At 73.0% G+C, this 23,872-nt stretch carries 20 protein-coding genes; 11 read left to right on the forward strand and 9 right to left on the reverse strand.

The window, feature by feature from the left end; translation table 11 throughout:
• The 3 genes from ACFW1I_RS13025 to ACFW1I_RS13035 all read right to left on the reverse strand — a co-directional run.
• On the reverse strand, window positions 1-1,434 hold a 1,434-nt coding region (locus ACFW1I_RS13025; RefSeq protein WP_384669320.1), incomplete at its 3' end, for a protein kinase.
• A gap of 54 nt (window positions 1,435-1,488) precedes the next feature.
• A complete protein-coding gene (locus ACFW1I_RS13030; RefSeq protein WP_384669323.1) occupies window positions 1,489-3,864 on the reverse strand; it encodes a protein kinase in 2,376 nt (791 codons plus the stop codon).
• Between the two features lie 197 nt (window positions 3,865-4,061).
• Window positions 4,062-5,768 carry a glycerol-3-phosphate dehydrogenase/oxidase gene (locus tag ACFW1I_RS13035; RefSeq protein ID WP_384669325.1) on the reverse strand — a complete coding sequence of 569 codons (1,707 nt, stop codon included), beginning with the start codon at window positions 5,766-5,768 and terminating at the stop codon, window positions 4,062-4,064.
• A 264-nt stretch (window positions 5,769-6,032) separates the two neighbouring features.
• Here ACFW1I_RS13035 and ACFW1I_RS13040 point away from each other — a divergent pair, with 264 nt between their 5' ends.
• Window positions 6,033-7,274, forward strand: coding sequence for a nucleotide sugar dehydrogenase (locus tag ACFW1I_RS13040; protein WP_384669326.1), 1,242 nt, complete (start codon window positions 6,033-6,035; stop codon window positions 7,272-7,274).
• 104 nt (window positions 7,275-7,378) lie between these two features.
• Window positions 7,379-7,975: a hypothetical protein gene (locus ACFW1I_RS13045; RefSeq protein ID WP_384669327.1), complete on the forward strand. Its 597-nt coding sequence runs from the start codon at window positions 7,379-7,381 to the stop codon at window positions 7,973-7,975.
• 76 nt (window positions 7,976-8,051) lie between these two features.
• Here ACFW1I_RS13045 and ACFW1I_RS13050 read toward each other — a convergent pair whose 3' ends face one another.
• From ACFW1I_RS13050 to ACFW1I_RS13065, 4 genes are all read right to left on the reverse strand, one after another.
• Window positions 8,052-9,176: a GuaB3 family IMP dehydrogenase-related protein gene (locus ACFW1I_RS13050; RefSeq protein WP_150230835.1), complete on the reverse strand. Its 1,125-nt coding sequence runs from the start codon at window positions 9,174-9,176 to the stop codon at window positions 8,052-8,054.
• Window positions 9,177-9,282: 106 nt separating this feature from the next.
• Window positions 9,283-10,785, reverse strand: a complete 1,503-nt coding sequence (guaB, locus tag ACFW1I_RS13055) for an IMP dehydrogenase (RefSeq protein WP_384669329.1) — start codon at window positions 10,783-10,785, stop codon at window positions 9,283-9,285.
• Window positions 10,786-10,925: 140 nt separating this feature from the next.
• On the reverse strand, window positions 10,926-11,528 hold the full coding sequence (locus ACFW1I_RS13060) for a sigma-70 family RNA polymerase sigma factor (protein WP_030750140.1): 603 nt from the start codon (window positions 11,526-11,528) through the stop codon (window positions 10,926-10,928).
• Window positions 11,529-11,759: 231 nt separating this feature from the next.
• A complete protein-coding gene (locus ACFW1I_RS13065; RefSeq protein WP_003948568.1) occupies window positions 11,760-12,371 on the reverse strand; it encodes a response regulator transcription factor in 612 nt (203 codons plus the stop codon).
• Between the two features lie 437 nt (window positions 12,372-12,808).
• Between ACFW1I_RS13065 and ACFW1I_RS13070 the strand changes: the two genes are divergently transcribed.
• Window positions 12,809-13,150 (forward strand): WhiB family transcriptional regulator, encoded by a 342-nt coding sequence (locus tag ACFW1I_RS13070; RefSeq protein ID WP_384669331.1) that lies wholly within the window; start codon window positions 12,809-12,811, stop codon window positions 13,148-13,150.
• Between the two features lie 84 nt (window positions 13,151-13,234).
• Here the strand turns inward: ACFW1I_RS13070 and ACFW1I_RS13075 are convergent, their stop codons facing one another.
• On the reverse strand, window positions 13,235-14,134 hold the full coding sequence (locus ACFW1I_RS13075; protein ID WP_384669332.1) for a LysR family transcriptional regulator: 900 nt from the start codon (window positions 14,132-14,134) through the stop codon (window positions 13,235-13,237).
• Window positions 14,135-14,224: 90 nt separating this feature from the next.
• Between ACFW1I_RS13075 and ACFW1I_RS13080 the strand changes: the two genes are divergently transcribed.
• From ACFW1I_RS13080 to ACFW1I_RS13115, 8 genes are all read left to right on the forward strand, one after another.
• A complete protein-coding gene (locus ACFW1I_RS13080; RefSeq protein WP_384669333.1) occupies window positions 14,225-14,911 on the forward strand; it encodes an MOSC domain-containing protein in 687 nt (228 codons plus the stop codon).
• A gap of 122 nt (window positions 14,912-15,033) precedes the next feature.
• Window positions 15,034-15,807, forward strand: a complete 774-nt coding sequence (locus ACFW1I_RS13085) for an SDR family NAD(P)-dependent oxidoreductase (RefSeq protein ID WP_384669335.1) — start codon at window positions 15,034-15,036, stop codon at window positions 15,805-15,807.
• Window positions 15,808-15,947: 140 nt separating this feature from the next.
• The gene (locus ACFW1I_RS13090) at window positions 15,948-17,057 is read left to right on the forward strand and encodes a substrate-binding domain-containing protein (RefSeq protein ID WP_384669337.1); all 1,110 of its coding nucleotides are present in this window, start codon (window positions 15,948-15,950) and stop codon (window positions 17,055-17,057) included.
• Between the two features lie 108 nt (window positions 17,058-17,165).
• On the forward strand, window positions 17,166-18,482 hold the full coding sequence (locus tag ACFW1I_RS13095) for an ABC transporter substrate-binding protein (protein WP_384669339.1): 1,317 nt from the start codon (window positions 17,166-17,168) through the stop codon (window positions 18,480-18,482).
• Window positions 18,483-18,486: 4 nt separating this feature from the next.
• Entirely contained in the window at window positions 18,487-19,377 is an 891-nt protein-coding gene (locus ACFW1I_RS13100) for a carbohydrate ABC transporter permease (protein WP_031012184.1), read from the forward strand.
• The gene (locus tag ACFW1I_RS13105) at window positions 19,374-20,222 is read left to right on the forward strand and encodes a carbohydrate ABC transporter permease (RefSeq protein WP_384669341.1); all 849 of its coding nucleotides are present in this window, start codon (window positions 19,374-19,376) and stop codon (window positions 20,220-20,222) included. The genes ACFW1I_RS13100 and ACFW1I_RS13105 overlap by 4 nt, the downstream gene beginning before the upstream one ends.
• 17 nt (window positions 20,223-20,239) lie before the next feature.
• A complete protein-coding gene (locus ACFW1I_RS13110) occupies window positions 20,240-21,259 on the forward strand; it encodes a hydroxyacid dehydrogenase (RefSeq protein WP_384669343.1) in 1,020 nt (339 codons plus the stop codon).
• 43 nt (window positions 21,260-21,302) lie between these two features.
• Window positions 21,303-22,001, forward strand: coding sequence for an ester cyclase (locus ACFW1I_RS13115; RefSeq protein ID WP_384669345.1), 699 nt, complete (start codon window positions 21,303-21,305; stop codon window positions 21,999-22,001).
• A 187-nt stretch (window positions 22,002-22,188) separates the two neighbouring features.
• Here the strand turns inward: ACFW1I_RS13115 and groL are convergent, their stop codons facing one another.
• Window positions 22,189-23,817 carry a chaperonin GroEL gene (groL, locus tag ACFW1I_RS13120; RefSeq protein ID WP_384669347.1) on the reverse strand — a complete coding sequence of 543 codons (1,629 nt, stop codon included), beginning with the start codon at window positions 23,815-23,817 and terminating at the stop codon, window positions 22,189-22,191.
• Window positions 23,818-23,872: the final 55 nt, after the last annotated feature.

Raw genomic sequence — 23,872 nt, forward strand, 5'->3', positions numbered from 1 at the left:
GACGGGCTCCGGGGCGGCGGGCGCGTACCCGGCGGGCAGCGCGGGCCGGCCGGAGCCGGGCAGCACGGAACCGCCACCGGCCGGGACGGGCGGTGCGGCGTCCCGGGAGGCGTGCGGGCCGTCGCTCCAGGTGCCCTTGAGCATCAGGCGGGGCGGGCGCGGGCCGCGGTCCTCGCCGCCGTACGCGTCCTCGGCGTCGCCCTCGTCGTCCTCGTCGTCCTCGTCCTCGTCGTCGTCCGCTGTGCGCGCCCACCACTGGGGGGCCGGGCCGGGGCGGGTGGCCTCCGGGAGGGCGGGGGTGTCGGGTTCCGTCGCCTCGGGCTCGGGGGCGGGTGGGGGGGCCGGTTCGAGGGCGGCCTGGGGCTCGGGCGGGCGCGGGGCCGGGAGCGGGCCGGTGTCGCCGAGCCGCGCGGCGGCGGCGCGGGTGGCCGCGCGGTAGGCGGCGATGGCCCCCGCCCTGGCCGCCCGCAGATCGGCGCTGGGCGGCACCGCGGGAGCCTCCGGCGGGCTCACGGGGCGGGGCGCCGGCGTCGCCCGGCCGTAGGGGTCGGCGCCGTACGGGACGGGCTCCGGCTCCGGCGGCGGCTCGGGCGCCGCGTACTCGCCGGTCTCGTACACCTCGTGCTCGTAGGCGTCGGGCTCGGGCGCCTCGGGTTCGTAGGTGTCGTGGCTCTCGTAGGTCTCGTACGGCTCCTGCGTCTCGTACGGCTCTTCCGCGTCGTCCGAATCCTCGCCGTACTCCGCGTACTCCGCGTGCTCCTCGTGGTCCTCGTACCCCTCGTACTCCTCCCGCTCCCCGAACTCCGGCGCGGGCGGCCGGAAGGCGGGGTCGTCGGGGTCCGGGACGGGGGCGTAGCCGCAGAGGGCCTCCTCGGCGGCGCCGGCGGCCAGGCCTGTGAGGACGACGCGGCCGTCGTCGCAGACCAGGACCGTGCGGGCGGTGATGTTGCGGTGGACCCAGCCGTGGGCGTGCAGGGCACGCAGGGCGGTGAGGACGTCCGCGGCGATCTCGGCGGCGCGGAACGGGTTGAGCGGGCCCTCGGCGAGGAGCGCGGAGAGGGGGCGGGCGGCGACGTGTTCGCTCACTATCCACAGCGAGCCGGCCTCCGCGAAGACGTCGAAGACCTGGTCGAGTAAGGGGTGGTCGGGGATCTGGGCGGCGGCCTGGGCCGCCTCGATCGCCCGCCGGACCACCGGCTCGGCGGGCCGCCGGGTGGCCCCGCCCGTCCCGTACGGGCCGGTGGGCGGCGGGCCTTCGCCGAGGACCTCGGCGTCGACGAACTCGGGCAGGGGGACCTGACGGATCCGCACCTCCTGCCCGCTGTACGTGTCGAAGGCGCGGGTCTCCACGAGGTCGACGAGCGCGTCGGCGCCGGCGGGCGGCAGCGGCAGGCGGTAGCGCTCAGCGAGCACTCTTCCCGCGTACTCGTCCACGGCGCCTCCCCCTGCGCTTCGGTCGTCCCCCGTCCCTCACGATACGGGCGTCGGTCAGTCCTTGGGGCTGAACGTGGCGAACGCGGTGTCGCGCAGCGTCCGGCACTCGGCGCCGTCCCACTCGGCGGCCCGGCAGGTGATCATGATCGAGTAGCCGTGCTTCGCGTCGACCTTGAAGCCGCGGTTGAGGACGCGGACCCGCTCGCCCTTCTGGTTCCGCTCGAACGCCCAGTCCGCGACGGTCGGGTAGCCCTTCCACGACACCGTGTCGATGCCGAGGTGCTTGTAGCCGGAGCTGGTGAGGCGGACGCCGCCGACGGCGGCGAGCCAGGCGGCCTTCGCGTCGTCCTTGGGGCTGCCGTTGAAGTCGACCTGGACGCGCGGGAAGCCGCCCTTCTCGCTCCATATGGCGCCGCCGCTGTAGCCGTCTATCGGGCGCATGACGAAGGAGGAGGGCATGGCCATGGAGAAGTGGAAGCGGTCGTTGGTGACCAGGGCGTAGCCGGCCGGCAGCGCGGTGCCGGTGCCGCCGCTCGGCTTGGCGGTGGGCGTGGTGCCGGTCTGGCCGGTGGAGGTGCCCGGGGTGCCGGTCGCGCCGCCGGTCGCCGTCGAACCGCCGTCGGCGGAGCCGCCGTTGTCGCCGGGCTGAGCGTCGCCCTGCTGGCTGGGGTCGCCGGTCCCGGTGCCGGTGCCGCCGTCGGTGCCGGCGCCGCCGTCGCCGCCGGCGGTGGTGCCGGCCGAGACGGTGGTGTCGCCGCCCTTGCCCTCGTCGCCCTTGTCGTCGCCGTTGAGGGAGACCGCGAGGATGGTGCCGAGCACGGCGAGGACGGCGACCGCGGCGATGATCACCAGGGTGCGCCGGGGGACGACGTCGGTGAGCGGGGCGCGCACCGGCGCCGGCCGGGCGCCGCCCTGCGCGGGCACCGGCCGGGTCTGCTCCCTGGCGCCCTTGTCCTTGGCGGTCCTGTCCTTGGCGCGGTCCTTCGCCTTCGCCTCGGCCTTGGCCGCCGCGGCCGCGTTCCGTACGGAGGCGAGGGCGCCCCGCATCCGCTCGGCGGCGGGCTCGGGGGCCTTCTCCCGGCCGGCGGCCGGGGCCGCCGGGTCCCGCTCGGGGCGGGTCGGCAGCGGAACGATCCTGGTCACCTCGGGCGACGGCTCCGGCGCGGCCTCGGGGGCGTCGAGCACGGCGCGCAGCAGCACCCGGGCGCGGGCGTCGTCGAGCCGCTGCGCCGGGTCCTTGGCCAGCAAGCCGTAGATGACCTGCTCCAGTTCGGGGCCCGCGTTCTTCGGCGGGTCGACGGGCTCGGTCATCACGGCGGTGAGGGTCGCGATCGCGGAGCCCTTGTCGTACGGCGGGCAGCCCTCGACCGCCGCGTACAGCAGTCCGCCGAGCGACCACAGGTCGGCGGCCGGGCCGGGCTTGTGGCCGCGGGCGCGCTCGGGCGAGATGTACGAGGGGGCGCCGACGAGCATGCCGGTGGAGGTGATGGAGGGGTCGCCCTCCACCTGGGCGATGCCGAAGTCGGTGAGGACGACGCGGCCGTCGTCGGCGATGAGGACGTTGGACGGCTTCACGTCGCGGTGCAGGATGCCCTCGCGGTGCGCGGAGCGCAGCACGTCGAGGATGGCGAGGCCGACCTCGGCGGCGCGGCGCGGGGTGAGGACGCCGTCCTCGCGCACGGCGTCGGCGAGCGACTTGCCCTCGATGAGTTCCATGACGATCCACGGGCGGTCGTCCTCGTCGACGACGTCGTAGACGGTCACGGCGCCGTTGTTGCGGATCTTGGCGATGGCCTTGGCCTCGCGCAGGGTCCGGGTGATCAGGCGGCGCTTCTCGTCCTCGTCGATGCTGCTGGGGAAGCGGAGTTCCTTGACGGCGACGGTGCGGCCGAGGGTCTCGTCGACGGCGCGCCAGACGGTGCCCATGCCGCCGCGGCCGACGAGGGCGCCGAGCCGGTAGCGGCCGGCGAGCAGCCGGCCCTCGGTCTCGGCGGTGGTGGACGAGGAGCCCTTGCGGAGCCGGTCGGCGGCGGGCCGCTGCCCGTCGCCGTCCCCGGCGCCGAAGCCGGCCCGTCCGGTGGACGGCTCGGTCCCCGGCACCCGGTCGCGCGGCGCGCCCGCGCCGGCCTCCGGCTTCACGTCCCGGGGCTTCGCGGCTTCCTTCGCGTCCCGGGGCGCGGCGTCCTGAGGCCGCGTCGACTCCGGCGCGGGGTCCTGGGAGGTCGCCCGCGCGGTCTCCGGCCGGGCCCCGCCGTCCGGCTCCGTGCCGGCGGCCTTCTCGCCGGGCGCTCCCGCGTCCCGCTCCGCCGCGTCCCGCTCCGCCTCGCGCGCGGCCGGAACCGTCCCCCGCCCGCCGTCGGTCGCGGCCCCCGCGGCGGCGTCCCGCCGGGGGTCCTTCGCCGTGTCCCGCGACTGCTCCGACTCCGACATGCGTCCCCTCTGCGATCCCTGATCTCCGCCGCGCCCGCCGCACTCCGCACGCTGCGGCAACCCGCCCTGGAAGAGAGCCCATTGTCCCTCACCTCGCGGCGGGGGGCGCCCCCGGGTCCAGACTCCGGTATGACGACGCGCCACCGGCGCCCCGGGGTTCCCTCCCGTCCCGGACGTACCGTCAGGCGGAGCCCCCGTCAGATCGGGACGATGTCGGGCGCACCGAGCCGTGCGGCGTCCGCCGTCTGGTCGTCGGGCTGCCGCTGCGACTCCCGCTCCGCCTCGACCCGCTTCTCGTAGTGCGCGATCTCCCTCTCGATCTGGCCCCGGTCCCAGCCGAGGACCGGCGCCATCAGCTCGGCCGCCTCGCGCGCGCTGCGGGTGCCGCGGTCGAAGGTCTCGATGGAGACGCGGGTGCGGCGGGTGAGGACGTCGTCGAGGTGGCGGGCGCCCTCGTGGGAGGCCGCGTAGACGACCTCGGCGCGCAGGTAGTCGTCGGCCGCGGCGAGCGGCTCGCCGAGCGAGGGGTCCTCGGCGACGAGGGCGAGCAGTTCCTCCGTCAGGGAGCCGTACCGGTTGAGCAGATGCTCGACGCGGACGACGTGCAGGCCGGTGCGGGCGGCGATCCTGGCCCGCGCGTTCCACAGCGCCCGGTAGCCCTCGGCGCCGATCAGCGGGGTGTCCTCGGTGACGCAGGGGGCGACCCTCTGGTCGAGGCCGTGCACGGCCTCGTCGACGGCGTCCTCGGCCATCACCCGGTAGGTCGTGTACTTGCCGCCGGCGACGACGACCAGGCCGGGGACCGGGTGGGCGACGGTGTGCTCGCGGGAGAGCTTGCTGGTGGCGTCGGACTCGCCGGCGAGCAGCGGGCGCAGGCCCGCGTAGACCCCCTGGACGTCGTCGCGGGAGAGCGGGGTGGCGAGCACGGTGTTGACGTGTTCGAGCAGGTAGTCGATGTCGGCGCTGGAGGCGGCGGGGTGGGCCTTGTCGAGGTCCCAGTCGGTGTCGGTGGTGCCGATGATCCAGTGCCGTCCCCAGGGGATGACGAAGAGGACGGACTTCTCGGTGCGCAGGATGAGGCCGGTGGTGGAGTGGATCCGGTCCTTGGGGACGACGAGGTGGATGCCCTTGGAGGCGCGGACGTGGAACTGGCCGCGCTCGCCGATGAGGGCCTGGGTGTCGTCGGTCCACACCCCGGTGGCGTTGACGATCTGCTTGGCCCGGATGACGTACTCGCCGCCGGTCTCGACGTCCTGGACGCGGGCGCCGACGACCCGCTCGCCCTCCCGGAGGAAGCCGGTGACCCGGGCCCGGGCGGCGGCCAGGGCGCCGTAGGAGGCGGCGGTGCGGACCAGGGTGAGGACGAAGCGGGCGTCGTCCATCTGGGCGTCGTAGTACTGGAGGGCGCCGGTGAGGGCGTCCCTGCGCAGGCAGGGGGCGACGCGGAGGGCGCCCTTGCGGCTGAGGTGGCGGTGGACGGGGAGGCCGCGGCCGTGCCCGGAGGAGACGGACATGGCGTCGTACAGGGCGACGCCGGAGCCCGCGTAGAGCCGCTCCCAGCCCTGGTGCTGGAGGGGGTAGAGGAACGGCACGGGTTTCACCAGGTGGGGGGCGAGCCGCTCCAGGAGCAGTCCGCGCTCCTTGAGGGCCTCGCGGACCAGGGCGAAGTCGAGCATCTCCAGGTAGCGGAGGCCGCCGTGGATGAGCTTGCTGGAGCGGCTGGAGGTGCCGGAGGCCCAGTCGCGGGCCTCGACGATGCCGGTGGAGAGCCCGCGCGTGACCGCGTCGAGGGCGGTGCCGGCGCCGACCACGCCGCCGCCGACGACGAGCACGTCCAGCTCGCGCTCGGCCATGGCCGCCAGTGCCGCGGCGCGCTCGGCGGGTCCCAGTGTCGCTGTCCTCACGGCTGCCGCCTCCCGTCGTCGTGCGTCGTCCGGTGTCCTTCGTCGTCGCAGCGGCGAACCGGACCGCGTGTGGCCCGGTTCACAGTCCCGATTCTGGACCGGTCCGGCGGCTTCGGCCACCGCCCCCGTGCGGACCTGTGGATAACACTCGGCGACCTTCGATCATGCAATGCCGCATATCGGTCATATTTACTCCTAGTCTGACATTGGTTACCTGTTGCGTATGCAGCGGACAACGGCTACCGGGAAGGACGGCCCACCCCCATGCCCGCAGACCTCGCCGTCATCGGCCTCGGCCACCACGGACTCCCCCTCGCCCAGGCCGCGACCGCCGCGGGCATCGCCACCGTCGGCTTCGACACCGACCCCCGCCCGGTCGCCGAGCTCACCGCGGGCCGGCCCCCGGTCGACGGCTCCCTCACCGCCTCCGAGATCCGCCGGATGCTCTCCGGCGGCTTCCGCGCCACCACCGGCCCGGCCGAACTGGGCCGGGTCCGCACGGCGGTGATCTGCGCCCCGACCCCGCCGGGCCCCGACGGCGGCCTCGACCTCACCGCCGTCACCGACGCCGCCCGCGCGCTCGCCGCCCGGCTCCGCCCGCACACCACCGTCGTCCTGGAGTCCCCCGTCCCGCCCGGCACCACCGAGGGCCCGCTCCGGGAGCTCCTGGAGCAGGGCTCGGGCCTGCGGGCCGGCCGCGACTTCCACCTCGCGTACTCCCCCGGCCGCATCGACCCCGGCGCCCGCCTCCCCGGCCTCGCCGGCACCCCGAAGGTCATCGGCGGCCTCACGCCCGCGTGCACCGAGTCCGCCGCCGCCTTCTACGGCCGCTTCACCGACAAGGTGGTCCGCGCGCGCGGCCCCCGCGAGGCCGAGACGGTCAAGCTCCTGGAGACCAACTTCCGGCACGTCAACATCGCCCTCGTCAACGAGATGGCGGTGCTCTGCCACGAACTCGGCGTGGACCTCTGGGACGTCATCCGCTGCGCCGAGACCAAGCCCTTCGGCTTCCAGGCCTTCCGCCCCGGCCCCGGCGTCGGCGGCCACGGCGTCCCCGTCGACCGGCTCGGCGGCCACCGCCCGCTCCGGCTCGTCGAGCTCGCCGGCCAGGTCAACCAGCGGATGCCGAAGTACGTCGTCCAGCGCGCCGCCACGCTCCTCAACGAGCACGGCAAGTCCGCCCGCGGCGCCCGGATCCTGCTGCTCGGCATCACGTACAAGCCCGACCTCGCCGACCGCGAGGGCTCCCCCGCCGACGAGATCGCCCACCGCCTCATGGACCTCGGCGCGGCGGTCAGCTTCCACGACCCGCACGTCCCCGACTGGCGGGTCCGGGACCTCCCCGTCCCCCGCGCGGACTCCCTCTACGAGGCCGCCGCCCACGCCGACCTGACCGTCCTGCTCCAGCACCACCGCGTCTACGACCTCCAGGGCCTCGCGGTGAAGGCCCAGCTCCTCCTCGACACCCGCGGCGCCACCCCCGCCGGCACCGCGCACCGCCTCTGAGGCACAGGTACAGGTAACGGGTGGGCCACTGTCGGAGCGGACTGCTAGTGTCCGGCCCCATTGGTCGCACACCCGTGCGGCATCCGTCTTGGGGGACCACCACCATGAGCCAGCCCGTTCCGCCGCCCGGCAACCCGTACGCCGAGGGAGCCCCCGGCCAGCAGCCCGCCGGCCAGAACCCGTACGGTCAGGCTCCCGCCGGCCAGAACCCGTTCGCCCCCGGCGCGCCCCAGCAGCCCGCCGGCCAGAACCCGTTCGGCGCCTACCCGCCGGCGCCCGCGCCCGCGCCCCGCCGGAACAACATCGGCCTCGGCCTCCTCGCCGCCGTCGTCGCCGCGCTGGTCACCGCCGGCATCTACGGCGCCATCCTCGGCGGCATCGAGGCCGAGATCGGCTGGGCCGCGGTCGGCGTCGGCTTCGCGGTCGGCTTCGCCGCCGGCAAGGTCGGCGGCAACAACCCCGTGCTGCCGATCGTCTCCGCGGTCCTGTCGCTCGGCGCCGTCTACCTCGGCCAGCTCGTCGGCATCGCGGTCTACATCTCCAAGGAGTTGCACATCTCCTTCACCGACATCCTCCTCGACGAATTCGGCGGGCTGATGGAGGCGTGGAGCGAGGGCAAGGACGCGATGACCTTCCTCTTCCTCGCGCTCGGCGCCGTCGCCGCGTTCTCCGGCGCCCGGAAGGCCGGCGCCTCCGACTGACCCGGGGCACGCGCGCGTACGGGAGAGGGCCCCGCACCGGTCGGTGCGGGGCCCTCTCCCGTACGAGCAAGAAGCGTCAGCGGCGGTGCTGCGAGTCCGCGACGGTGACCTCGACGCGCTGGAACTCCTTGAGCTCGCTGTAGCCGGTGGTGGCCATCGCGCGGCGCAGGGCGCCGAAGAAGTTCATCGAGCCGTCCGGGGTGTGCGACGGACCGGTGAGGATCTCCTCGGTGGTGCCGACGATGCCCAGGTCGACCAGCTTGCCGCGCGGCACGTCCTCGTGGACGGCCTCCATGCCCCAGTGGTGGCCCTTGCCCGGCGCGTCGGTGCCGCGCGCCAGCGGGGAGCCGATCATCACGGCGTCGGCGCCGCAGGCGATGGCCTTCGGCAGGTCGCCGGACCAGCCCACGCCGCCGTCGGCGATGACGTGCACGTACCGGCCGCCGGACTCGTCCATGTAGTCGCGGCGGGCCGCGGCCACGTCGGCGACGGCGGTCGCCATCGGGACCTGGATGCCCAGCACGTTCCGGGTGGTGTGCGCGGCGCCGCCGCCGAAGCCGACCAGGACGCCCGCGGCGCCGGTCCGCATCAGGTGCAGGGCGGCGGTGTACGTGGCGCAGCCGCCGACGATGACCGGGACGTCCAGCTCGTAGATGAACTGCTTCAGGTTCAGCGGCTCGGCGGCGCCGGAGACGTGCTCGGCGGAGACCGTGGTGCCGCGGATGACGAAGATGTCCACGCCCGCGTCGACGACGGCCTTGGAGAACTGGGCGGTGCGCTGCGGGGAGAGCGCGGCGGCGGTGACGACGCCGGAGTCGCGCACCTCCTTGATGCGCTGCCCGATCAGCTCCTCCTTGATCGGAGCGGCGTAGATCTCCTGCAGACGGCGGGTGGCGGTGGCCTCGTCCAGCTCGGCGATCTCGTCGAGCAGCGGCTGCGGGTCCTCGTAGCGGGTCCACAGTCCTTCGAGGTTCAGCACGCCCAGGCCACCGAGCTCGCCGATCCGGATGGCGGTCTGCGGGGAGACGACCGAGTCCATCGGGGCGGCCAGGAACGGCAGCTCGAAGCGGTAGGCGTCGATCTGCCAGGCGATCGAGACCTCCTTCGGGTCCCGGGTGCGCCGGCTCGGTACGACGGCGATGTCGTCGAACGCGTACGCCCTGCGGCCGCGCTTGCCGCGCCCGATCTCGATCTCAGTCACGATATGTGGCCTTTCCCTCTATGTCTGCGCCTACCAGTATCCCCGACACACGCGTGGGGGGCGGCTCCGGCCACATGCCGGAACCGCCCCCTCCCGTGTGCGCGGACTACTTCCTGCTGTAGTTCGGCGCCTCGACCGTCATCTGGATGTCGTGCGGGTGGCTCTCCTTGAGACCCGCCGAGGTGATCCGGACGAAGCGGCCCTTCGACTCCATCTCCTCGATGGAGGCGGCGCCCACGTAGCCCATCGTCTGGCGCAGACCGCCGACGAGCTGGTGCACGACGGAGGAGAGCGGACCGCGGTACGGCACCTGGCCCTCGATGCCCTCGGGCACGAGCTTGTCGTCGGAGGTGACGTCGGCCTGGAAGTAGCGGTCCTTGGAGTAGGACCGGCCCTGGCCGCGGGACTGCATGGCGCCGAGCGAGCCCATGCCGCGGTACGACTTGAACTGCTTGCCGTTGATGAAGAGCAGCTCGCCGGGCGACTCCTCGCAGCCCGCGAGGAGGCTGCCGAGCATCACGGTGTCGGCGCCGGCGGCGAGCGCCTTGCCGATGTCGCCGGAGTACTGCAGGCCGCCGTCGCCGATGAGCGGGACGCCCGCCGCGCGGGCCGCGAGACCGGCCTCGTAGATCGCGGTGACCTGCGGGACGCCGATGCCGGCGACCACGCGGGTGGTGCAGATGGAGCCGGGGCCGACGCCGACCTTGATGCCGTCGACACCGGCGTCGATCATCGCCTGGGCGCCGTCGCGGGTGGCGACGTTGCCGCCGATCACGTCGACGTTCACGCTCGACTTGATCTTCGACATCCAGCTCAGGGCGTTGCTGTTGTGGCCGTGCGAGGTGTCGACGATGAGGAAGTCGACGCCGACGGCGGCGAGCGCCTGGGCGCGCTCCAGGGCCTCGGGGCTGGCGCCGACGGCCGCGCCGACGAGCAGCCGGCCCTCGGCGTCCTTGGCGGCGTTCGGGTACTTCTCCGCCTTGACGAAGTCCTTGACGGTGATGAGGCCCTTGAGGACGCCCTCGTCGTCGACGAGCGGCAGCTTCTCGATCTTGTGGCGGCGCAGCAGCTCCATGGCGTCCACGCCGGAGATGCCGACCTTGCCGGTGACCAGCGGCATCGGCGTCATGACCTCGCGGACCTGACGGCTGCGGTCGGTCTCGAAGGCCATGTCGCGGTTGGTCACGATGCCGAGGAGCTTGCCGTCGGGGGCGGTGACCGGGACGCCGCTGATGCGGAACTTGGCGCAGAGGGCGTCGGCCTCGGCGAGGGTCGCCTCCGGGTGGACGGTGATCGGGTCGGTCACCATGCCGGACTCGGAGCGCTTGACGAGGTCCACCTGGTTGACCTGGTCCTCGATGGACAGGTTCCGGTGGAGCACGCCGACGCCGCCCAGACGGGCCATGGCGATCGCCATGCGGGACTCGGTCACCTTGTCCATCGCCGCGGAGAGCAGCGGGATGTTGACCCGGACGTTACGAGAGATGCGGGACGAGGTGTCGACCGCGTTGGGGAGCACCTCGGAGGCTCCCGGCAGCAGCAGCACGTCGTCGTAGGTCAGCCCGAGTGTCGCGAATTTACCGGGCACTCCGTCGACGTTGGCAGTCATGACACCTTCCCAAATGGCCTTGATCGGTGCGGGATGTCCATGCTAACGGCCCGGAGCGGTGTCTCATTCCACGATCAAGATCAGCGGCGAGCTTTGGACGTTCGCACGTGTACGAAAGGGACGACGGGGCCCTGCGAGGCTTACTGCTCGGCCAGGGCCCGCAGCCGGCTGAGGGCGCGGTGCTGGGCGACCCGGACGGCGCCCGGGGACATGCCGAGCATCTGGCCGGTCTCCTCGGCGGTCAGCCCGACGGCGACCCGGAGGACGAGGAGCTCGCGCTGGTTCTCCGGGAGGTTGGCGAGGAGCTTCTTGGCCCATTCGGCGTCGTCGCTGAGGAGGGCGCGCTCCTCGGGGCCGAGGGAGTCGTCGGGCCGCTCGGGCATCTCGTCGGAGGGCACGGCGGTGGAGCCGGGGTGCCGCATGGCGGCGCGCTGGAGGTCGGCGACCTTGTGTCCGGCGATGGCGAAGACGAACGCCTCGAAGGGGCGGCCGGTGTCCTTGTAGCGGGGCAGGGCCATGAGGACGGCGACGCAGACCTCCTGCGCGAGGTCCTCGACGAAGTGGCGGGCGTCACCGGGGAGCCGGTTGAGCCGGGTGCGGCAGTAGCGCAGCGCGAGGGGGTGGACGCGCGCGAGCAGGTCGTGGGTGGCCTGCGCGTCCCCTTCGACGGCGCGGTGGACGAGCGCACCGATCTCCCCCTGCCCGGCAGGCATGGGGGAACCCATGGTCTCGTCGTCGCGCATCGCTCCATGGTGCCTGGACGCCTGTCCGTCCGCGGCACCGTGTCCGTAGTTGTGCACCGAAGCGTTATGAGCAGGTGCGCCGGGATTCATCTCTGGCGCCCTCCCCTTCCGCTCGATCGACTCGTCCCCGAGGAACTCCACACCTCAAGGATGCGGCATCGGGCGGGGAATCGACACAGGCCCGCCCCGTCCGCCGCTCGGCGGACGGGGAGGAGGCATGTGTCCGCCGGTTCAGCGGACCAGGCCCCAGCGGAATCCGAGCGCGACGGCGTGCGCCCGGTCGGAGGCGCCGAGCTTCTTGAAGAGGCGCCGGGCGTGGGTCTTGACGGTGTCCTCGGAGAGGAAGAGCTCGCGCCCGATCTCCGCGTTGGACCGGCCGTGGCTCATGCCTTCGAGGACCTGGATCTCGCGCGCGGTGAGGGTGGGCGCGGCGCCCATCTCGGCCGAACGGAGCCGGCGCGGGGCGAGCCGCCAGGTCGGGTCGGCGAGCGCCTGGGTGACGGTGGCCCGCAGCTCGGCGCGCGAGGCGTCCTTGTGCAGATAGCCACGCGCGCCGGCGGCGACCGCGAGGGCGACGCCGTCGAGGTCCTCGGCGACGGTGAGCATGATGATCCGGGCGCCGGGGTCGGCGGAGAGCAGCCGGCGGACGGTTTCCACACCGCCGAGGCCGGGCATGCGCACGTCCATCAGGATGAGGTCCGAGCGGTCCGCGCCCCAGCGGCGGAGGACTTCCTCGCCGTTGGCCGCGGTGGTCACGCGCTCCACGCCGGGCACGGTCGCGACCGCGCGGCGAAGCGCCTCTCGGGCAAGCGGGGAGTCGTCGCAGACGAGAACGGAGGTCATGACCGACCTCCGCGGCTCTCGCAGCTGATGCGCGTCACCTTGAGCCTCCAGGGCTGGTACGTATCGTCACCTGTGCGGTTGACGCTCCCGGACACCTGCCCGATCGCTTGTTCATTCAACCGCCTCGCACTCTCAACGATGGTCACTCGAAAGAGTTACGGGTCGGACGAGACCTTCGGCACTCCTTGTGAGGGGCCGTGCACGGAGAAGAGCGTCGCAGGTCGTGCGTCCACACATCAGAAGCTATGCCCCATTTAGCGGGTTTTCTTCCCTTTTCGCGGTGTCTGTGGCTAGATTCGCAATGAGTCATATTTACATCTACTTCGACAGTAGTCGGACACATCCGGACCGACCGGGGCCCGAGGAACCCCGGAGCGACAGCCACTTCCCGCCCACCCACCAACCCGTTTCGACACGGTTTCAAGGGGACTAGCGCAATGGCAGATTTCTCCCGCCTTCCCGGACCCAACGCCGATCTGTGGGACTGGCAACTGCTCGCGGCCTGCCGCGGGGTCGACAGCTCCCTGTTCTTCCACCCCGAGGGAGAGCGCGGCGCGGCACGGAGTGCGCGTGAGAACTCGGCGAAAGAGGTCTGCATGCGGTGCCCGGTCCGCGCGGAGTGCGCGGCACACGCACTCGCCGTGCGGGAGCCCTACGGCGTCTGGGGCGGCCTCACCGAGGACGAACGCGAAGAACTCATGGGACGCGCGCGCAACCGACTGATCACGGCGGCGCCGGCGACGTCGGCCGCCGGTCGATCGATCGTGGGGCATGCATGAAGGAACGTTTCCTCGTGAGCTGAGCCCCTGATCCGGGGCTCCCCAGGCGACCCGGGCGCACGCGCGCGTGGCCCCGGGTGCGGATCACGCGCGCGTGGCGGCCCGGGCCAGTTCGTCGAGGGTGGCCGCGACCGCCGGGACCTGGGCCAGGTCCGGCAGGGTCAGCGCCACGATCTCCCGCTCCACGGCCGGCTCGACCGCGACGGTCCGCGCGCCCTTGGGCCGTACGGACTCGATGGCCAGCTCCGGCAGGACGGCCACGCCGAGCCCCGCGCCGACCAGCCCCACCACGGCCGGGTAGTCGTCGGTGGCGAAGTCGATGCGCGGGGCGAAGCCGGCCTCCTCGCAGACGTCGACGAGCTGTCGGCGGCACCGGGGGCAGCCGGCGATCCAGGGGTCCCCGGCCAGCTCGGCGATGGAGACCGAGCCGGCGCCGGCGAGCGGGTGCGCCTCGGGGACCAGGCCGACGAGCCGGTCGGTGAGCAGCGGGCGGACCACCAGGTCGTCCCATTCGCCGACGGTCTGGCCGGAGCCGTACCGGAAGGCGAGGGCGATGTCGCAGTCGCCCTCGCGGAGCATCTCGACGGAGCGCGGCGGCTCGGCCTCCACGAGGGAGACCCGGGTGCCGGGGTGGGCGGCGCGCAGGGCGGCGAGCGCGGTGGGGACGAGGGTGGAGCTGCCGCTGGGGAAGGAGACCAGGCGGACCCGGCCGGCCCGCAGCCCGGCGATGGCGGCGACCTCCTCCTCGGCGGCGGTGAGTCCGGCGAGGATGCCGGCGGCGTGCCGGACGAGGACCTCGCCGGCCTGGGTGAGGCGCATCTCGCGGCCGGTCCGGATGAGCAGCGGGGTGCCGGCCGAGGTCTCCAGGGCCTTCATCTGCTGGCTGACGGCGGGCTGGGTGCAGCCGAGTTCGCGCGCGGCGGCGGAGAAGGAGCCGGTGGCGGCGACGGCCCGCAGGACGCGGAGATGACGTGCCTCGATCATGGGTCGAGCATAAGCGACTCTTGGATCCGGGCGCGAATCTTCGATCAAATCTTTGAGACCCGAGGGTGGGTCCGCGCTTACGCTGCCCCCATGACGACCTTGCTGAGTGTGAACGCGGGCCGGGCGAAGACGGTCGACTACACCGACTCCGCCTCCGGGATGACGGGCATCGACAAGCGCCCCGTCGAGGGCCCCGTACGGATCGAGTCGCCCGGGCCCAACGGCGTCGGGGCGAGCGGAGTCGCCGGGGACGACGTGTGCGACCTGCGCTTCCACGGCGGCGCCGACCGCGCGGTGTACGCCTTCGCCCGCGAGGACCTGGACCACTGGGAGCGGGAGCTGGGCCGGGAGCTGGCGAACGGCTCCTTCGGGGAGAACCTGACGACGAACGGCCTGGACGTGAACGGGGCGCTGATCGGCGAGCGCTGGCGGATCGGCGGGTCCCTGGTCGTCGAGGTCACCGGCGGCCGGATCCCCTGCCGCACCTTCCAGGGGCACCTGGAGGAGCAGGGCCACGATCCCAAGGGCTGGGTGAAGCGGTTCACCCAGGCCGGCGCGCCGGGCGCGCTGCTGCGGGTGATCGAGCCGGGCGAGGTGCGGGCCGGCGACCCGGTCACGGTGGTGCACCGGCCGGACCACCACGTCACGGTCGCCCTCCTGCACCGGGCGGCGACCACCGAGCGGGAGCGGCTGGCCGAGACGCTGGTGGCCGCCGAGTGGATGGAGTCCGGACTCCTCGCGCTGGCCCGCCAGCACGTGGAGAAGTACGGCGCCTGAGGCCGGGGCCGTACGGGGGTGGGACGCCGGGGCCGTACGCGCCGGGACGCCCGGGTCGTACGGGGTCGGGGCCGGGGCCGTACGGGGCCCGGGGCGTCGGTTCCGGGCACTACGGTTCCGGTATGACCACTGCACTGATCACGGGAGCCACCGCCGGCATCGGGGCCGCGTTCGCGCGGCGGCTGGCGGCCGACGGCCATGACGTCGTCCTGGTGGCGCGGGACCTGAAGCGCCTCCGGGAGCAGGCGACCGAGCTGCACGACCGGCACGGGGTGGAGGCCGAGGTGCTCGCCGCGGACCTCTCCTCGGAGGAGGGGATCGCCGCGGTGGAGGCCCGGCTCTCCGACCCGCGCCGCCCGGTCGACCTGCTGGTGAACAACGCGGGCTTCGGCAACAAGGGCCGGTTCCTCGACGTGTCGATGGCCGACGAGCTGCGGATGCTGACCGTGCACTGCGAGGCGGTGCTGCGGCTGACCTCGGCCGCGGCCGCGGCGATGAAGGAGCGCGGGCGGGGCGGCGTGGTGAACGTGGCCTCGGTGGCGGCCTTCGTGCCGCGCGGCACCTACGGCGCCTCGAAGGCGTGGGTCGTGCAGTTCACCCAGGGCGCGGCCCGGGACCTCGCGGGCAGCGGGGTGCGGCTGATGGCGCTCTGCCCCGGCTTCGTCCGCACCGAGTTCCACGAGCGGGCCGGGATGGGCACGGACAACATCCCCGGCTGGATGTGGCTGGACGCGGACAAGCTGGTGGCGGCGGCCCTGTCGGACCTGGCGCGGGGCAGGACCCTGTCGATCCCGGACCCGCGCTACAAGGCCCTGATGGGCGTGGTGAAGCTGGCGCCGCGCGCGCTGCTCGGCGGGGTGTCGTCGAAGGCGGGCCGCAAGTACGGGCCCCAGTAGGCCCGTCGGGCCCGCGCTCGCATCCTCCGCGGGGCCCGATCGAATCGTCAAGAGATTCGGAGCGAATGATCGAAACTCCCGGCGTTCGATCATTGTCGTCTAAGGTCGGGGAACCACCACACCGCGAGGGGGAACCGCACGTGCGCGAGAGTGCCGCCGAACGACACGCCCGACTGCTGGACCTGGTGCGCGAGCGCGGCACGGTCCGCGTCGCCGAGCTGGCCGGCCTCCTGGGGGTCTCCCCCGTCACCGCCCGCCGCGACGCGGAGGCGCTGGCCTCGCGGGGGCTGCTCGACCGGGTGCACGGCCAGGTCTCCTGGCCGCGCCCCGCCGCGCCGGGCGACCAGCGGCCCGGGCCCGGTGCCGGCGAGGGCCTGGTGCTCGGCCTGCTCGCGCCCTCCGCCACGTACTACTTCGCCGAGGTCATCCGGGGCGCGCACGAGGCGGCCGCCCGGGCCGGCGCGCGGCTGGTGCTGCGGATCTCGGACTACCGCCCGGAGGAGGACCGGGCCCGCACCGAGGGGCTGCTCGCGGCCGGTGCCGAGGGCGTGCTCGTGGCGCCGGGCTGGCTCGGGCCCGAGGACCGGCGGGCGTACGGGGACTGGCTGACCCGGCTGCCGGTGCCGGCCGTGCTCCTGGAGCGGCGCGCCGAGCCGGGCAGTGCGCTCGACGGGCTCGACCGGGTCTCCTCCGACCACGCGCACGGGGTGCTGCTCGCCCTGCGCCATCTGGTCGGGCTGGGGCACGCGACCCCGCTCCTGGTGGCCCGCGGGGACTCGCCGACCGCGCTCGCGGTGCGGGCCGGGTACGCGGAGGCGCTGGCCGTGCTGGGCCTGGCGCAGCCGCGGCCGGTGATCGACTCCGTACCGGCCGACGCGGATCCGGAGGGGTTCGAGCGGGCGGTGCGGGCGCTGTACGAGGAGGTCCGCTCGGGGCGGGCGAGCGCGGTGCTGGTCCACAACGACGTGGACGCGATCGAGATCGTGCAGCGGCTCGCCCCGCTCGGCGTGCGCGTCCCGGAGGACCTGGCCGTCATCGCGTACGACGACGAGGTCGCCGCACTGGCCGACACCCCGCTGACGGCGGTCGCCCCGCCCAAGCGACAGGTGGGCCGGCACGCCACGGAACTGCTGGTGGAGCGGCTGGCCGGGGGTGCCGACGAGGACGCGGCGAGCCGCCATGTGAGCCTGCTGCCGCGGCTGCGGGTGCGGGCGTCCTGCGGGGCCGCCCGCCCGGTCGCCTCCCCCTGATCGATCTGATCTTTTTTCGATCATTCAATCTTTCGCTCTTGACTTCGTTCATGAACGGTCCCAGGATCACGGCCAACCCCGTCCACGCCGCCGATCAGGAGCCGTGCCGTGAGCCTCAGTTGGAGCAGAACGTCCCGCGTCATAGCCGGCACCGCCACCGCCCTCGCCGTCCTCACGGCCTGCGGCGGAGGCGGTGACGACACCGATTCCGCCGCCGGGAAGCCCGTCACCGTCACCTTCTGGGGCTGGGCCAAGGGCTCCAAGGACGTCGTCGACGCCTTCAACGCCTCCCACACCGACATCAAGGTCACCTTCGAGGAGATCCCCTCCGGCAACGCCGGCGGCTACGCCAAGATCTCCAACGCCGTGAAGGCGGGCAACGCCCCCGACCTGGTCTCCATCGAGTACCCCTCGCTCCCCGAGTTCGTCTCCTCCGGCGCCCTCCAGGAGATCGGCGACGTCTTCCCCGAGTCCGCCCGGGCCGGCCTCCTCCCCCAGGCCGTCGACCTCACCACCCTCGGCGGCAAGAGCTGGGCCGTCCCCTTCGACGCCGCCCCGCAGGCGCTCTACTACCGCAAGGACCTCTTCGAGAAGCACGGGATCCAGGTCCCCACCACCTGGGACGCCTTCCGGAAGGCCGCCGAGCAGGTGCGGAAGGCCGACGCCGGGGCCCGCATCGCCACCTTCTTCCCCGACGACCCCACCACCTTCGAGGCGATGGCCTGGCAGGCCGGCGCCCAGTGGTTCAAGGCCGAGAACGACACCTGGAAGATCGACACCACCGACCCGGCCACCACCAAGGTCACCGCCTACTGGCAGGGCCTCCTCGACGCCGGCCTCGTCCACAAGAACGCCTCCTTCAGCCCCGAGTGGACCGGCTCCCTGAAGAACGGCACCACCTACGCCTACCTCGGCGCCTCCTGGGGCGCCGGCGTCCTCAAGGGCACCCTCCCCGAGCAGGCCGGCAAGTGGGCCGTCGCCCCCATGCCCAGCTGGGACGGCAAGCCCGCCTCCGGCATGCTCGGCGGCTCCACCTTCGCCGTGCCGAAGAACAGCCGGAAGAAGGCCGCGGCCGTCGAGTTCGCGACCTGGATGGCCACCACCGAGGAGGGCGTCAAGGCCCGCATCGCCTCCGGCACCTCCAGCGCCTTCCCCGCCGCCACCGCCCTGCGCCCCGCCGCCAAGAAGGCGTTCGACGCGAGCTTCTACGGCGGCCAGGACATCTACGCCCTCTTCGAGGCCGCCGGCGCCTCCATCACCCCGCAGTGGTCCTGGGGCCCCACCACCGGCACCACCAACACCGCCATCAAGGACCGCTTCGGCGCCGTCGCCCCCGGCGGCCCCACCCTCGCCGACGCGGTGAAGGCAGGCCACGACGCCACCGTCGCCGAACTCACCAAGCGCGGCCTGAAGGTCGAGGGCTGAGCGCGTGAAGGCCCGCACCCGTGCCGCGGCACTCCTGCTGACCCCGTTCTTCCTGCTCTTCACCGCGGTGCTGGTGGTGCCGATCGGATACGCGGTCTGGCTCAGCCTCTTCACCGAGAAGCAGTCGGGACTGGGCTTCGGCGGCTCCGAGACCGTCTTCACCGGACTCGGCAACTACGCCGCGGCACTGGGTGACCGGGCCTTCCGCGAGGGCTTCGGCGTGCTGCTCGGCTACTGCCTGCTCTACCTGCCGCTGCTGCTCGCCGGGGCCCTCGGCCTCGCGCTGCTCCTCGACACCGCCCTCGCCCGCGCCCGCCGCTTCTTCCAGCTCGCGCTCTTCCTGCCGCACGCCGTCCCCGGCATCATCGCCGCCCTGATCTGGGTCTATCTCTACACGCCCCAGCTCAGCCCGGTCGTCCAGGCGATGGAGGCCGGCGGGATCGGCTTCGACTTCTTCTCCCCCGAGGGCGCCCTGCCGTCCGTCGTCAACATCGCCCTGTGGGAATGGCTCGGCTACAACCTGATCATCTTCTACGCCGCCCTCCAGGCCATCGACCGCTCCGTCCTCGAAGCCGCCACCGTCGACGGGGCCGGCGCCTGGCGCACCGCCTTCGCCGTGAAGATCCCGCTGCTCCGCGGCTCCCTGGCGATGGTCGGCCTCTTCACCGTCATCGGCTCCCTCCAGCTCTTCACCGAACCGCTGATCCTCAGCAGGGGCACGGGCTCCGCCGTCACCTCCACCTGGACGCCGAACATGTACGCCTACTCCGCCGCCTTCGACCGCAACGACTACGGACTGGCCGCGGCCGCCTCGATCCTGCTCGCCCTGACGGCCGCGCTGCTGTCCTTCGCCGTCACCCGCCTCACCCGGGACCGGAAGGAGAAGGCCGCATGAGCGCCCCCCGCTCCCGCTGGCTGTCGAGGACCGCCGTCAACGGCGTCCTGCTCCTCGCCACCTGCTACATGCTCTTCCCGCTCGTCTGGCTGGTCACCGCCGCCACCAAGGACGCCGGCGGCCTGCTCGCCGGGAACGCCTTCTCCTTCGACGGCTTCGACCTCGGCGGCAACCTCGCCCGGCTCGCCGAGTACAACGACGGCGTCTACTTCCGCTGGTACCTCAACAGCCTCCTCTACGCCGGCGTCGGCGCCGCCGCCTGCGCGCTGATCAGCGTCGCCGCCGGATACGCCTTCCACGTCTACGACTTCCGGGGCAAGGAGAAGCTCTTCGGCCTGGTCCTCCTCGGCGTCCTCGTCCCCCCCACCGCCCTCGCCCTGCCGATGTACCTGCTCGCCAGCGAGATCGGCATCGTCAACACCTACGCCGCCGTGCTGCTGCCGGTCCTGGTCAACCCCTTTGGGGTCTACCTCTCCCGGGTGCTGTGCGCCGCCTACGTCCCCGACGAGGCGCTCGAAGCCGCCCGGATCGACGGCGCCGGCGAGCTGCGGGTCTTCTGGTCGATCGGTCTGCGCACGGTCATGCCGGGCTTCGTGACCGTCTTCCTCTTCCAGTTCACCGCCGTCTGGAACAACTTCTTCCTCCCCCTGGTGATGCTTTCGGACCAGAAGCTCTTCCCGCTGAGCCTCGGCCTCTACGCGTGGAACAGCAACGCCCACGCCGAGCCGGACTACTACCCCCTCGTCGTCACCGGTTCGCTGCTCGCCGTCGTCCCCCTCGTCGTCGCCTTCGTCTCGCTCCAGCGCCACTGGAAGGCCGGACTGACCGCCGGCAGCGTCAAGTGAGGAGCCCAGGTCCCACCATGCACCCCACCACCGACAACCGCCCCTCCCTCCTGCTCGCGATGGGCCCCGGCGTCGCCGGCCGGCTCCTCACCGACGCCCACCGCGCCCGCCTCGCGGAGCTCACCCGCACCGACCCGCACCTGGTCGCCCACGACCTGACCGCCCCCGACCCGCGCTCCGCCGCCGCCCTCGCCGAGGCCGAACTCCTCCTCACCTGCTGGGGCGCCACCCCGCTCACCCCGGAGGTGCTGGCCCGCGCCCCGCGCCTGAAGGCCGTGGTGCACGCGGCCGGTTCGGTCAAGCACCACATCACCGACGCCTGCTGGGAACGCGGCCTCCGGGTCACCAGCGCCGCCGCCGCCAACGCCCTGCCGGTCGCCGAGTACACCCTCGCCGCGATCCTCTTCGCCGGGAAGCGGGTGCTGCGCTCGGCCCAGCGGTACGCCGAACTCCGCGCCGACCACGCCTGGCTCGCCGAGTCCGCCGACTGGGGCAACTACCGCCGCACGGTCGGCATCGTCGGCGCCTCCCGCATCGGCCGCCGGGTCGTCGAACTGCTGCGCCCCTTCGACGTCGAGGTGCTGCTGTACGACCCGTACCTGACGGCCCCGCCGCCGGGCGCGGCCCTCGCCGGCCTGGACGAACTCTGCGCCCGCAGCTCGGTGGTCTCCGTGCACGCGCCCCAACTCCCGTCCACGTACCGCATGATCGGGGCCCGCCAGCTCGCCGCCCTGCCCGACGGCGCCACCCTGATCAACACCTCCCGGGGCTCCCTGATCGACGAGGACGCCCTCCTCCCCCATCTGACCGCGGGCCGCCTCCACGCGGTCCTCGACGTGACCGACCCGGAACTCCCTCCGGCGGACTCCCCGCTCTACAGCCTCCCCAACGTCCTCCTGACCCCCCACATCGCCGGCTCGCTCGGCAACGAGCTGCACCGGATGACCGACCAGGCCCTGGCGGAGATCGCCCGCTACACCCGGGGCGAGCCCTTCGCCGAGGAGGTCAGAGCCGCCGACCTCACCCACTCGGCCTAGACTGGAGAGGTCCATCCGCGGCTTCGCCCGGTCGGAGGCGGCCATGACCTTCGTGCAGATCATCGAGTGCAGGACGAGCCGGGTCGAGGAGCTCAACCGGCTCATGGACCGGTGGGTCGAGGAGACCCGGGGGAAACGGACCGCCACCCACAGCATCGTCGGGACGGACCGGTCCGACGCCTCGCACATCGTGGAGATCGTCGAGTTCCCCTCGTACGACGTGGCCATGCGCAACTCGCAGCTGCCGGAGACCGACCGGATCTTCCGGGAGATGGTCGCCCTCTGTGACGAGATGCCGACCTTCACGGACCTGGACGTGGTCCGGGACGAGGCGCTGTACAAGGCGAACGCGCGGCGGTTCTTCGAGCTGATCTCCTCGCCCGGGGAGCTGCCGCCGCTCGACGAGGTCTTCGCCGAGGGCTACCACGACCACGACCCGAGCAACCCGAGCGACGTCTACGGCATGGACGCGCTGCGGCGCGAGGCGGAGATGTGGCGGGCGGGGTTCGACTTCGCCTTCACCATCGAGGACCAGATCGCCGACGGCGACCGGGTCTGCACCCGGTGGACGTGGAACGGCACGCACAACGGCGACTTCATGGGGATCCAGCCCACCGGCATGGAGGTGAGCATGACCGGGATGGTCGTCCACCGCTTCCGGGAGGACGGCAAGGCGGTCGAGGGCTGGTGGCAGTACGACCTGCTCGGCCTGATGGGGCAGCTCGGCGCCGTGGAGGCGTGAACGGAGGAAGCACCGAGCGGCCGGGGGGGCGCCCCCCCCCGCCCCCCGCCCCCCCCCCCCCCCCCCGCGAGCGGAGCGGCACACGGGGGCTCCGCGGGGGGGCGGCGGGCCTGCCCCGCTCCCGCGCGCGCGCGGGGCCCCCGGCGGCGGGGCCCCCCGGGGCCTGGGACAACGACTGCGGCGTGCCTCAGTGGGAGTGGCCGTGACCGTGGCCGTGGCCGTGGTCCGCCGGCTCCTCCTCCTTCTTCTCCACCACGAGGGTCTCGGTGGTGAGGAGCAGGGAGGCGATGGAGGCGGCGTTCTCCAGGGCGGAGCGGGTGACCTTCACCGGGTCGATGACGCCGGCCTTGACCAGGTCGCCGTACTCGCCGGTGGCGGCGTTGAAGCCCTGGCCCTTGTCGAGGTCGGCGACCTTGGAGGTGATGACGTAGCCCTCCAGGCCGGCGTTCTCGGCGATCCAGCGCAGCGGCTCGACGGCGGCGCGGCGGACGACGGAGACACCGGTGGCCTCGTCGCCGGTCTTGCCGAGGTTGTCCTCCAGCACCTTGACGGCGTGGACGAGCGCGGAGCCACCACCGGAGACGATGCCCTCCTCGACCGCGGCGCGGGTCGCGGAGATGGCGTCCTCCAGACGGTGCTTCTTCTCCTTCAGCTCCACCTCGGTGGCGGCGCCGACCTTGATCACGCACACGCCGCCGGCCAGCTTCGCGAGGCGCTCCTGGAGCTTCTCGCGGTCCCAGTCGGAGTCCGTGTTCTCGATCTCGGCCTTGATCTGGGCGACGCGGCCCGCGACGTCCTCGGACTTGCCGCCACCGTCGACGATGGTGGTGTCGTCCTTGGAGACGGTCACGCGGCGGGCGGTGCCCAGCACGTCCAGACCGGCCTGGTCGAGCTTGAGGCCGACCTCCTCGGCGATGACGGTGGCACCGGTGAGGGTGGCCATGTCCTGGAGCATCGCCTTGCGGCGGTCGCCGAAGCCGGGGGCCTTGACGGCCACGGCGTTGAAGATGCCGCGGATCTTGTTGACGATGAGGGTGGAGAGGGCCTCGCCCTCGACGTCCTCGGCGATGATCAGCAGCGGCTTGGAGCCACCCGCCTGGACGACCTTCTCAAGCAGCGGCAGCAGGTCCTGGATCGAGGAGATCTTGCCCTGGTTGATCAGGATGTACGGGTCGTCGAGGACGGCCTCCATACGCTCCTGGTCGGTGACCATGTACGGGGAGAGGTAGCCCTTGTCGAAGGCCATGCCCTCGGTGAACTCCAGCTCCAGGCCGAAGGTGTTGGACTCCTCGACGGTGATGACACCGTCCTTGCCGACCTTGTCCATGGCCTCGGCGATGAGCTCGCCGACCTGCTGGTCCTGGGCGGAGAGCGCGGCGACGGCGGCGATGTCGGACTTGTCCTCGATCGGGCGCGCGGTGGCGAGCAGGTCCTCGGAGACGGCCTTGACGGCGGCGTCGATGCCCTTCTTCAGGGCGGCCGGGGAGGCGCCGGCGGCGACGTTGCGCAGACCCTCGCGGACGAGCGCCTGGGCGAGCACGGTGGCGGTGGTGGTGCCGTCACCCGCGATGTCGTTGGTCTTGGTCGCCACCTCCTTGACGAGCTGGGCGCCGAGGTTCTCGTACGGGTCCTCGATCTCGACCTCGCGGGCGATCGTGACACCGTCGTTGGTGATGGTGGGCGCGCCGAACTTCTTGTCGATGACGACGTTGCGGCCCTTGGGGCCGATCGTCACCTTCACCGTGTCGGCCAGCTTGTTGACGCCGCGCTCAAGGGCGCGACGGGCGTCCTCGTCGAACTTCAGGATCTTCGCCATGGGAGCGATTCAGCCCTCTCGGAAATCGTGTGGAGAAAACAACCGCGCCCCTGGA

The sequence above is a fragment of the Streptomyces sp. NPDC058955 genome (assembly GCF_042741435.1).
Classification (GTDB): Bacteria; Actinomycetota; Actinomycetes; order Streptomycetales; family Streptomycetaceae; genus Streptomyces.